This window comes from Pseudorhodobacter aquimaris, from assembly GCF_001202025.1.
GTDB lineage: Bacteria > Pseudomonadota > Alphaproteobacteria > Rhodobacterales > Rhodobacteraceae > Pseudorhodobacter > Pseudorhodobacter aquimaris.
Window position 1 is genome coordinate 14,730 of record NZ_LGHS01000070.1, and the last position, 10,493, is coordinate 25,222.

At 57.6% G+C, this 10,493-nt stretch carries 10 protein-coding genes, 1 tRNA gene and 1 riboswitch; of the genes, 9 read left to right on the top strand and 2 right to left on the bottom strand.

Features of this window, described 5'->3' with window-relative positions; all coding sequences use genetic code 11:
• Positions 1-11 precede the first annotated feature (11 nt).
• Positions 12-2,624 (top strand): ATP-dependent chaperone ClpB, encoded by a 2,613-nt coding sequence (gene clpB / locus AKU94_RS14445; protein WP_050527973.1) that lies wholly within the window; start codon positions 12-14, stop codon positions 2,622-2,624.
• A gap of 44 nt (positions 2,625-2,668) precedes the next feature.
• Here the strand turns inward: clpB and AKU94_RS14450 are convergent, their stop codons facing one another.
• A complete protein-coding gene (locus AKU94_RS14450; RefSeq protein ID WP_050527974.1) occupies positions 2,669-3,523 on the bottom strand; it encodes an N-formylglutamate amidohydrolase in 855 nt (284 codons plus the stop codon).
• A 202-nt stretch (positions 3,524-3,725) separates the two neighbouring features.
• Here AKU94_RS14450 and AKU94_RS14455 point away from each other — a divergent pair.
• The 3 genes from AKU94_RS14455 (at position 3,726) to AKU94_RS14465 (ending at position 5,317) form a co-directional block, all read left to right on the top strand.
• Positions 3,726-3,800, top strand: a tRNA-Val gene (locus tag AKU94_RS14455).
• A gap of 99 nt (positions 3,801-3,899) precedes the next feature.
• Positions 3,900-4,025 (top strand): type B 50S ribosomal protein L36, encoded by a 126-nt coding sequence (gene ykgO, locus AKU94_RS14460; protein ID WP_050527975.1) that lies wholly within the window; start codon positions 3,900-3,902, stop codon positions 4,023-4,025.
• Positions 4,026-4,261: 236 nt separating this feature from the next.
• Positions 4,262-5,317: a fatty acid desaturase gene (locus AKU94_RS14465; protein ID WP_232295776.1), complete on the top strand. Its 1,056-nt coding sequence runs from the start codon at positions 4,262-4,264 to the stop codon at positions 5,315-5,317.
• A gap of 27 nt (positions 5,318-5,344) precedes the next feature.
• Here AKU94_RS14465 and AKU94_RS14470 read toward each other — a convergent pair whose 3' ends face one another.
• A complete protein-coding gene (locus AKU94_RS14470; protein WP_050528148.1) occupies positions 5,345-5,911 on the bottom strand; it encodes a peroxidase-related enzyme in 567 nt (188 codons plus the stop codon).
• A gap of 109 nt (positions 5,912-6,020) precedes the next feature.
• Between AKU94_RS14470 and AKU94_RS14475 the strand changes: the two genes are divergently transcribed.
• The 5 genes from AKU94_RS14475 (at position 6,021) to AKU94_RS14495 (ending at position 10,201) form a co-directional block, all read left to right on the top strand.
• On the top strand, positions 6,021-6,629 hold the full coding sequence (locus tag AKU94_RS14475) for a glutathione S-transferase (protein ID WP_050527976.1): 609 nt from the start codon (positions 6,021-6,023) through the stop codon (positions 6,627-6,629).
• A 249-nt stretch (positions 6,630-6,878) separates the two neighbouring features.
• Positions 6,879-7,442, top strand: a complete 564-nt coding sequence (petA, locus tag AKU94_RS14480) for a ubiquinol-cytochrome c reductase iron-sulfur subunit (protein ID WP_050527977.1) — start codon at positions 6,879-6,881, stop codon at positions 7,440-7,442.
• 9 nt (positions 7,443-7,451) lie between these two features.
• Positions 7,452-8,765, top strand: a complete 1,314-nt coding sequence (gene petB, locus AKU94_RS14485) for a cytochrome b (protein ID WP_050527978.1) — start codon at positions 7,452-7,454, stop codon at positions 8,763-8,765.
• Between the two features lie 20 nt (positions 8,766-8,785).
• Positions 8,786-9,580, top strand: coding sequence for a cytochrome c1 (locus tag AKU94_RS14490; protein ID WP_050528149.1), 795 nt, complete (start codon positions 8,786-8,788; stop codon positions 9,578-9,580).
• A gap of 81 nt (positions 9,581-9,661) precedes the next feature.
• Positions 9,662-10,201 (top strand): dihydrofolate reductase family protein, encoded by a 540-nt coding sequence (locus AKU94_RS14495; protein ID WP_050527979.1) that lies wholly within the window; start codon positions 9,662-9,664, stop codon positions 10,199-10,201.
• A 41-nt stretch (positions 10,202-10,242) separates the two neighbouring features.
• Positions 10,243-10,350: riboswitch (TPP riboswitch) on the top strand.
• Positions 10,351-10,493 lie beyond the last annotated feature (143 nt).

Here is a 10,493-nt window from a genome sequence, read left to right on the forward strand (position 1 = left end):
GGAGAATACCGATGAACCTAGAAAAGTTCACGGAGCGGTCGCGCGGCTTTTTGCAAGCCGCCCAAACTATCGCCATGCGTGAAAGCCACCAACGGCTTGCCCCCGAACATTTGCTCAAGGCCCTGATGGACGATGATCAGGGTATGGCGTCCAACCTGATCGGCCGTGCGGGCGGGGATCCTGCGCGCGTCGTGCAGACACTTGACCTGTCGATCGGGAAAATATCCAAAGTGTCGGGCGATGCGCAGCCCTATATGGACCCGTCGACCGCACGGGTGCTGGATGAGGCCGAAAAGCTGGCCAAGAAGGCGGGCGACAGCTTTGTCCCGGTGGAACGGATTTTGATGGCGCTGGCCATGACCAATACCAACGCCAAGGATGCGCTGGTGGCGGGTGGGATCAATGCCCAGAACCTGAACGCCGCAATCAATGATATTCGCAAAGGCCGCACCGCCGATAGCGCGAGCGCCGAAGACAGCTATGAAGCGCTGGAGAAATACGCACGCGACCTGACCCAAGCGGCGCGTGACGGCAAGATCGACCCGATCATCGGTCGGGATGAGGAAATCCGCCGCACGATGCAGGTGCTTTCGCGGCGCTCCAAGAACAACCCCGTCCTTATCGGGGAACCGGGCGTGGGTAAAACCGCGATTGCCGAGGGCTTGGCCCTGCGCATTATTGACGGCGATGTGCCGGAATCCTTGCGCAACAAGCGGCTGATGGCGCTGGATATGGGCGCGCTGATTGCCGGCGCGAAATACCGTGGTGAGTTTGAGGAACGCCTCAAGGCCATCCTCAAGGAAATCGAGGCCGCCGCCGGTGAGGTGATCTTGTTTATTGACGAGATGCACACGCTTGTGGGTGCGGGCAAGTCGGATGGCGCGATGGATGCGGCCAACCTGATCAAACCTGCCCTGGCGCGCGGTGAGCTTCACTGTGTCGGTGCCACCACGCTGGATGAATACCGCAAATATGTGGAAAAAGACGCGGCGCTTGCCCGTCGTTTCCAACCTGTCATGGTGACGGAGCCAACGGTAGAGGACACGATCTCTATCCTGCGCGGTATCAAGGATAAATACGAGATGCACCACGGTGTGCGGATCTCTGACAGTGCCTTGGTGGCTGCGGCCACGCTTTCGCACCGCTATATCACCGACCGTTTCCTGCCCGATAAGGCGATCGACCTTGTGGATGAGGCCGCAAGCCGTCTGCGCATGGAAGTGGACAGCAAGCCCGAAGAGCTGGACCAGCTTGACCGTCAGATCCTGCAATTGCAGATCGAGGCAGAGGCCCTGAAAAAAGAGGATGACGCGGCATCGAAAGACCGTCTTGAAAAGCTGGAAAAAGAGCTGGCTGATCTGATGGAGCAATCCGACGGGCTGACGGCGAAATGGCAGGCCGAACGCGACAAGATGGAATCGGGTCGTGACCTGAAGGAAAAGCTGGACCGGGCGCGTGCCGATCTGGACGCGGCAAAACGCGAAGGCAATCTGGCCAAGGCGGGGGAGCTGTCTTATGGCATCATCCCGCAGCTTGAAAAGCAATTGGCCGACTCCGAGGGCATGGAAACCGATGCGCTGGTCTCTGAGGCCGTGCGCCCCGAGCAGATTGCTGAGGTGGTGGAACGCTGGACCGGTATCCCGACCACCAAGATGCTGGAAGGTGAGCGTGAGAAGCTCTTGAAGATGGAAGAGGAGCTTGGCAAACGGGTGATCGGGCAGGCACAAGCCGTCAAGGCGGTGGCCGATTCGGTGCGCCGTTCGCGGGCCGGGCTGAACGACGAGAACCGTCCGCTGGGGTCCTTCTTGTTCCTCGGGCCAACCGGCGTCGGGAAAACCGAGCTGACCAAGGCCGTGGCGGAATATCTCTTTGATGACGATCAGGCCATGGTGCGGATCGATATGTCCGAATTCATGGAGAAACACGCGGTGAGCCGTCTGATCGGTGCCCCTCCCGGCTATGTCGGTTATGACGAGGGCGGGGTTCTGACCGAGGCTGTTCGACGCCGCCCATATCAGGTCGTGCTGTTTGACGAGGTGGAAAAGGCCCATCCAGACGTGTTCAACGTGCTGTTGCAGGTTCTGGATGACGGCGTCCTGACGGACGGCCAAGGCCGGACGGTGGATTTCAAGCAAACGCTGATTATCCTGACGTCGAACCTTGGCGCCGTGGCCCTTAGCCAGCTTCCCGATGGGGCCGATCCGGCACCGGCACGGGCGCAGGTGATGGAGGCGGTGCGCAGCCACTTCCGGCCGGAGTTCCTGAACCGTCTGGATGAAACCATCATCTTTGACCGTCTTGCACGCAAGGATATGGCGGGCATCGTGACGATCCAGATGAAACGTCTGGAGAACCGGCTTGCCAGCCGCAAGATCACGCTGGATCTGGATCAGGCCGCACTCGATTGGCTGGCCGATGAGGGCTATGATCCGGTGTTCGGGGCACGGCCTTTGAAACGGGTTATTCAGCACAGCCTGCAAAACCCGCTTGCCGAGATGATCCTGGCGGGTGAGGTGATGGACGGTGCTACGGTCAAGGTGTCGGCCAGCGAGGAAGGCTTGTTGATCGGGGATCGCATCAGCGCCTCCCGGCGTGAAAAGCCCCAGATCGCGGCGGTCCATTAATCGCCCAAAACCAAAGCCCCGGCCAATTGGTTGGGGCTTTGGCCTTATTCGGCGGCCATCGGAATATCCTGTGCCGTGCCGGTGATCCGCGAAATCACGCCCGAGATCAGCCGCTGGAACTCCCGGAAATCGGGGCGGAGGGTGACGCGCGCCTCATCGAGGTAGAGCCTGCGATCAATTTCCACCTGCACCACATGCTGCCCGCGCGACGGGCGACCGTAAGCCTGCGCGATATAGGCCCCGGCAAAGGGCGCATTGCGGGCGACGCGCAAACCTGCATCAACAAAAGCCGCCTCAATCATCGTGACCACGCTATTGCCGGCTGCTGCCCCGAAGCGGTCTCCCAGAACGACATCGGGCAGGGGGCCGTTGATGCGGCTGTGGTTCTCGATCGCGTCATGCGGCATGGAATGGCAATCAATCAAGACTGCCTCGCCAAAGGTTTTTGTCGTCTCGCGCATGAGGCTGCGCAATTGTTGGTGATAGGGCTGCCAATAACGAAGCAGTCGGTCATCGGCATCGGCGCGGGTGATTCGGCCGGCATAGATATGTCGCCCAGCAGCGACAACACGCGGCACCACACCAAGCCCAGCCAGAACACGCGGATTATGCGGGCTGCGCGGTGCATTTTCAATCAGGGCGTGGTCCAGCTCATCCTGCGCGCGGTTCAGGTCCAGATAGGCGCGCGGTGCAGATGCGGTCAACAATGGCGCGCCATGCGCAGGGGCATCGGCAAACAGCAGATCGACAAAAGCATCCTCGGAAGACCGTAACGCAAGGGCGTTAAGGCGGCTTTGCCCCTTGAACGTGGATATATAATCCCGCCCACTATGGGGCGAGGAAAAGACAAAAGCTGTGCGCTGCACCTTTGGGCGGTAAAGATTATATGCGTCCGTCACCTGCGGTTCCCCCTTGTCACAACAGGTATAGCCTGCAAATTACATTTGCCAAATGCCATCAGATAAAAACCTCTTGCACAAAACCACTTGAACATCGCGGCGACTCCTTTTATAGCCCTGCCAACCGACGCGGTTCCGCCCGCGTCCCTGTCTTTGGAACTTGGGTCAAAGAGGGGTCATGGCGGGATCGCTGCGGCAGCGTGGGCGGTTAGCTCAGCGGTAGAGCACTACGTTGACATCGTAGTGGCCACTGGTTCGATCCCAGTACCGCCCACCATTCTTGCCGCCATCACTGGTTGCAGGTTCATCGTCTCCGCATTACGTGGAGGCACCAGAATTTAATCGGCGCACGCGCGCCGCGACAAGGAGAAGACCCATGAAGGTCAAAAACTCGCTTCGCTCGCTGAAGTTGCGTCACCGCGACTGCCAGGTCGTGCGCCGCAAGGGCCGCGTCTATGTGATCAACAAGACGCAACGCCGCTTCAAAGCACGTCAGGGCTGATCCAGCCGACGGTCTTGAACGATTTGAAAAACCGCTGATGGGAAACCTCGGCGGTTTTTTCCTGTGTGCAACGGGGGCGGATGGCAAATTATGCGCTTATCCTGCGACACAAAGCCCCAAGGGGGACTTCACAAGATTGCCAGAAGCCCAAGATTGGCCTATCTCTACAGGTCAGAATCGCATTCTGCGCAAAAATATAACCACGTGCAGTTACCTACAGGGAAGACATCAGCCGAATGAACATCCAAAACCTGCGGGATGCCGCATCCGCTGCCATGCCAGACCAGAACAGAACTGCACGCGAATGGCTACAAGTTCTTGCAAAATACCGTGACCCTGATCCAAGCCGCAGCACTTATGAGCTGCTGGTGACGCTGCTGCCTTTCATCGCGATCTGGGCCGCAGCACTTTGGGTGTTGCAATACAGCAGCCTTGCCGCCTTTGCGCTGGGGGCTGCGAACGGGCTGTTTCTAGTGCGCCTGTTTTGCATTCAGCATGACTGTGGCCATGCGTCCTTCTTTGCGAATCGCAAGGTCAGCGACTGGGTCGGGCGGTCTTTGGGCGTATTGACATTGACCCCCTACCACGTGTGGCGCAGGCAACATGCGATCCACCATTCCGCCGCCGGCAATCTGGATATGCGCGGAATCGGGGATGTCACGACTTTGACGGTGGATGAATATCTGGCCCGCTCGCACTTTGGCCGCTTTATGTACCGCGTTTACCGCAGCCCAGTTACGCTGTTCTTGCTTGGGCCTGCCTATATCTTTCTGGTCCAGAATCGTATCCCCTACGGTTTGATGAAATCGGGGGCGTCGTTCTGGATTTCTGCAATGGGAACCAACGCCGCCCTGTTTGCGGGTGTTGCGACGCTGGTTTATTTCGGCGGATGGGCGCCGCTGTTGCTGGTCGTTTTGCCAACCTGGATCGTTGCTGCCTCGGCGGGTGTCTGGTTGTTTTACGTACAGCACCAGTTTGAGGATACCCATTGGCGCAAGAACGAGGAATGGCAACTGCATGAGGCCGCACTCGAAGGGTCTTCGCATTATGTGCTGCCCAAGCCGTTGCAATGGCTTTCTGCGAATATCGGGATTCACCACGTGCATCACCTGTACAGCCGTATCCCCTTTTACCGCCTGACAGAGGTGATCAAGGACCATCCGGTTCTGGCAGACAGCCAGCGCCTGACGATCCGCGAAAGCATCTCTTGCGCGCGGTTGCATCTGTGGGACGAAAGCGAGCGTAAACTGCTTTCGTTCCGCCGTGCCCATGCGATGTATCTTGCTGCATAAAAGCGGGGGTAGGGCGGCCCGGTTGCCCTATCTGTCCGCACCGTGATATTCGGGATTCGGCTGCATTTCCGTGGCCGCGGCAAGTCGGTTCGACATGTTGTAAAAGGATGTGACAGCGGCGATATCCCAAGTATCACGGTCTGAAAACCCCGCCATGCGCAGGGCTTGCCGATCGGCTTCTTCCATATCTTTCGGGGTGTTGGTCAGCTTGACCGCAAAGCGCAGCATCTCTTTTTGCCGCGCATCCAGAGCCGCGGCCCGCCAGTTTTGCGCGATCACCTCGGCCAATGCCGGATCGCCCGACAGTTGGCGCAGCGCCGCCCCGTGGGCCGTCAGACAATAAACGCAGCGATTCTCAGCCGAGACCGCAACGGCGATCATTTCCCGTTCCATTTTGCTCAATCCCGATGGGGCCAGCATCAGATCGTTGTACATTTCCATAAAGGCGCGCAGCTTTGCCTGATCAAAGCTGTATGCGCGCAAGACGTTTGGAACCAACCCCAGCTTTTCCTCGCATTTCCCAAAATACGCGGCGATATCGTCGTCAAGCGGATCGGCGGCAGGCAGGTTAAGCGCGGTTGTGTTGGTCACGATAGATAATCCTTCATTGGTTTGTTCCTTTCTGGGCGATTGCCTTGCATGCTGCAAGCTTGTCGCTCAAGAATAGGTCCGCGCGCTATGCGCCACGGTCAAAGGAAAACGGATGCGTCTTTTTTACTCCCCCACATCGCCCTATGCACGCAAAATACTGGTTTTACTGGCGGAGGTCGGTAAGTCCGATGCGGTTACATTAGAGGCGGCCAGCGGTACGCCGGTCAATGCGGGGACCGCCCCGCTAGCGCAAAACCCGCTTGGCAAAATCCCTGCGCTGGAGCGGGAGGGCGCTTGTGCGCTGTACGACAGCCGGGTGATCACACGCTATCTGGACACTCATTTTGAGGCAGGGTTCTATCCGCAAGGCGCGCGGCTTTGGGATACGCTGACGCTGGAGGCGACGGCGGATGGCATTTTGGACGCGGCTATTTTGATGGTCTATGAAACGCGGGTCCGGCCTGAAGAAAAACGGTTTGACGATTGGGTTGAGGGGCAATGGGCCAAGGTTGACCGCGCGCTTGACGCCATGGAAAACCGCTGGATGGCGCATTTGCACGGGCCGTTGGACATGGGGCAGATCGCGGTTGCATGTGCGCTTGGCTATGTGGATTTCCGTCATGACGCGCGTAACTGGCGCGAAGGGCGGCCTGCGCTTGCCAAATGGGAGGCGGATTTTGCCGCGCGTGACAGCATGAAGGCCACAGTTGCGCCCTCGTAACGCGGTTTTGTCGCCTGGGAGGCGGATTTTGCGGTCAAGATTCAAGGGGCAAACGACGGGCGGATCAGGATTTTGGCTGATTCTTTGGCCGTCCGGTTGCATTTCGGCCACGCAATGCCTAAGTGCGCGCCTTTGTCCGCTGGACGTAGCCAAATTCAGGCGCTAAATACCAAAACATAGGGCGCGCATTCTTCGTAGCCCGATCATGACATGGGTTGCATCATGTAGCCCTCGGAAGGGAGAATTCTCGTGTCCCACGCAGACGAACACGCAGGCACCCGCAGGGATTTCCTGTATTACGCCACCGCAGGCGCAGGTGCCATTGCCACAGGGGCCGCCGTTTGGCCGCTTGTCAACCAAATGAACCCCTCGGCAGATGTGCAGGCTTTGTCCTCTATCTTTGTTGATGTTGCGGGTATGGAGCCGGGCACACAGCTGACGGTGAAATATCTTGGCAAGCCGGTTTTCATTCGGCGCCGCACCCAGGAAGAGATCGACGAGGGTCGCGCGGTACCTCTCGCGGATCTTGTCATCGATCAGTTGTCGCAAAATCCCAACAAGCCCGATACCGATGCATCTGACGTCAACCGCACGATGGATGAGGCCGGCGAATGGCTGGTGATGATCGGCGTCTGCACCCATTTGGGTTGCGTGCCTATCGGCGATGGCGCGGGTGATTTTGGTGGCTGGTTCTGCCCTTGCCACGGTTCGCACTATGATACTGCGGGCCGTATTCGCAAAGGCCCGGCGCCAGAAAACCTGTGGATTCCCGTTGCGGAATTTACGGACGAAACAACCATCAAGCTCGGGTAAGGAAATATCATGGCCGGAATTCCGCACGACCATTACGAGCCCAAAACGGGCATTGAGAAATGGGTTCACAAACGCCTGCCGATCATCGGTCTGGCCTATGACACCCTGATGATTCCCACACCCAAGAACCTGAACTGGATGTGGATCTGGGGTATTGTTCTGACATTCTGTCTGGTGCTTCAAATCGCCACGGGTATCGTCCTTGCGATGCACTATACCCCGCATGTCAGCCTTGCATTTGCCAGCGTTGAACACATCATGCGCGACGTGAATGGTGGGCATATGCTGCGCTATCTGCACGCAAACGGTGCGTCGCTGTTCTTTATCGCGGTTTATCTGCACATTTTCCGCGGCCTCTACTATGGCTCGTACAAAGCCCCGCGTGAGATTACGTGGATCATCGGCATGATCATCTATCTATGCATGATGGGTACGGCGTTCATGGGCTATGTTTTGCCTTGGGGGCAGATGTCCTTTTGGGGTGCGACCGTGATCACCGGGCTGTTCGGCGCTATTCCGGGCATCGGCGAATCGATCCAGACTTGGCTTTTGGGCGGCCCTGCCGTTGACAACGCCACGCTGAACCGTTTCTTCAGCCTGCACTATCTGTTGCCTTTCGTGATTGCAGCCCTTGTGGCCATTCATATCTGGGCTTTCCACTCGACCGGGAACAACAACCCGACCGGTGTCGAAGTGCGCCGCACCTCAAAAGCCGAGGCCGAGAAAGACACATTGCCCTTCTGGCCTTACTTCGTGATCAAAGACCTGTTCGCGCTTGCCGTGATCATGGTTGTGTTCTTTGCTGTCGTCGGCTTCATGCCAAACTACCTTGGCCACCCCGACAACTACATTGAGGCAAACCCGCTGGTGACGCCTGTGCATATTGTGCCGGAATGGTACTTCTTGCCTTTCTACGCGATCCTTCGGGCCTTTACGGCAGATGTCTGGGTTGTTCAGCTGACCAGCTTTGTGACTTTCGGTATCGTCGATGCGAAGTTCTTTGGTGTGATCGCCATGTTCGGTGCGATTGCCGTGATGGCGCTGGCCCCTTGGCTGGATACATCCTCGGTACGTTCGGGCCGCTATCGCCCGATGTTCAAAGGCTGGTTTATCCTGCTGTGCGTCGACTTCATGGTGCTGATGTGGGTTGGTGCGCGTCCGACAGATTTCCCTTATGACTGGATTTCGTTGATCGCATCGGCCTATTGGTTCGCCTATTTCCTTGTTATCCTGCCATTGCTTGGCGTGTTTGAAAAACCACTGCCAGCGCCCGCCACGATCGAGGAAGACTTCAAATCCCATTACGCCGATCCGGCAGAGTGAGGACAAAGGAACTGATGATTATGTTTCGTAAAATCGCAATCAGCGCCGTTTCCGCCCTCGTTCTTGGGGCTGGCTCGGCAATGGCCGCCGGTGATGAAGGTCACGTCGAGGATGTGGCATTCAGCTTTGAAGGTCCGTTCGGCACCTATGATGAGCACCAGCTTCAGCGCGGCTTGCAGGTCTATACCGAGGTTTGCTCGGCCTGCCACGGGTTGAAATTCGTCCCCATCCGCTCTTTGGCGGATGAGGGTGGGCCGCATATGCCCGATGATCAGGTGCGCGCCTATGCCGCCGAGATGGAGATCTTTGATGCCGAGCTGGATGATTTCCGTCCACGCAAAGCTACGGACCATTTCCCGGTATCGGGTGATCCAAACGCCCCTGATCTAAGCTTGATAGCCAAAGGACGCGCCGGTTTTCATGGCCCAGCAGGTACGGGTATCAACCAGTTCGTAAAAGGTATCGGCGGGCCTGAATATATCGTCTCTATCCTCACGGGGTATACTGGTGAGGAAAAGGAAGAGGCAGGCACGATCTTTTATGAAAACACCGCCTTTGCTGGCGGCTGGATTGCCATGGCGCCACCGCTCTATGAAGATCAGATGGAATATGAGGACGGCCACTCCAACAGCATCGAGAATGTTGCCGAGGATGTAACCGCTTTCTTGATGTGGACTGCCGAGCCAAAGATGATGGCCCGCAAACAGGCAGGCTTTACCGCTGTGATCTTCCTGACGATCCTGTCGGTTCTGCTTTATCTGACCAACAAGCGGATCTGGGCGGCTGTCAAAGGCCCAAAGAAAAAACACGCCTGATCTGATCAAGCATCTATGAAAAGGCCCCGCCCGAAATGGTGGGGCCTTTGCCTATTGGAAACCCGTTGGAAAGCTGTCGCCATGTCCCTGACCTGCCACGCCTTCATCGCAACCAGTCTCGATGGTTTTATTGCCCGTCCCGATGGCAGCATTGATTGGCTGGACCCGTTCAACAGCGGTGCCGAGGATCACGGCTATGATGCCTTTATCGCCAGCATCGACGGAATAATCATGGGGCGGGGCACCTTTGAAACCGTGCGCAACTTTGCGCAATGGCCCTATGCCCAGCCGGTGATCGTGTTAAGCCAAAGCCTGACGGTTGAGGATGTTCCCGCGGATCTGGCTGACACTGTGGTGATCAGCGATATGGCCCCGGCCGATCTTGTGACCGTGCTTGCATTTGAAGGCTGGCAGCGGGTCTACGTCGATGGCGGCCGTGTGTTGCAGTCCTTCCTGCGTGAAGGGCTGCTGGATGAAATCACACAAACCCGCGTGCCTGTGCTGCTGGGTCAGGGGCGCTCGCTGTTTGGTAGCTTGCCCGAAGAGGTGTCCTTGACCCATCAAACGACCCGCAGTTTTCCTTCTGGCCTCGTTTCTTCAACCTACCGTATTATGCGTTAGGGCGTTTCTCCCTTGCTCTTGGCGGGCCCTGCGTTAGACTCATCCAAACCTCGGGGGGCCATTCCATTGGGCTGAGATTTGGCAAGAGCCAAAGACCCGTTGAACCTGAACCGGTTAGAACCGGCGGAGGGAAGGTGCATGGAATGATCCATCCCGACCTTTCGCTGTCGTCCTTGGAGTGACCATGCTGAAACGAATTATCTTGTATCCCTTTCTCGCAATTCGGCTGGTGGCGGATCCGCTGTTTGTCCCGAGGATGTCGTAGCACCCCTTCGCAATGCCAGTGATGCAG

Excerpts from the sequence above, each read along its gene's own strand:
- ykgO (WP_050527975.1), top strand. The coding sequence starts at position 3,900 with ATGAAGGTCAAAAACTCGCTTCGCTCGCTGAAGTTGCGTCACCGCGAC.
- AKU94_RS14490 (WP_050528149.1), top strand. The coding sequence starts at position 8,786 with ATGTTTCGTAAAATCGCAATCAGCGCCGTTTCCGCCCTCGTTCTTGGG.
- petB (WP_050527978.1), top strand. The coding sequence starts at position 7,452 with ATGGCCGGAATTCCGCACGACCATTACGAGCCCAAAACGGGCATTGAG.
- AKU94_RS14465 (WP_232295776.1), top strand. The coding sequence starts at position 4,262 with ATGAACATCCAAAACCTGCGGGATGCCGCATCCGCTGCCATGCCAGAC.
- clpB (WP_050527973.1), top strand. The coding sequence starts at position 12 with ATGAACCTAGAAAAGTTCACGGAGCGGTCGCGCGGCTTTTTGCAAGCC.
- AKU94_RS14475 (WP_050527976.1), top strand. The coding sequence starts at position 6,021 with ATGCGTCTTTTTTACTCCCCCACATCGCCCTATGCACGCAAAATACTG.
- AKU94_RS14495 (WP_050527979.1), top strand. The coding sequence starts at position 9,662 with ATGTCCCTGACCTGCCACGCCTTCATCGCAACCAGTCTCGATGGTTTT.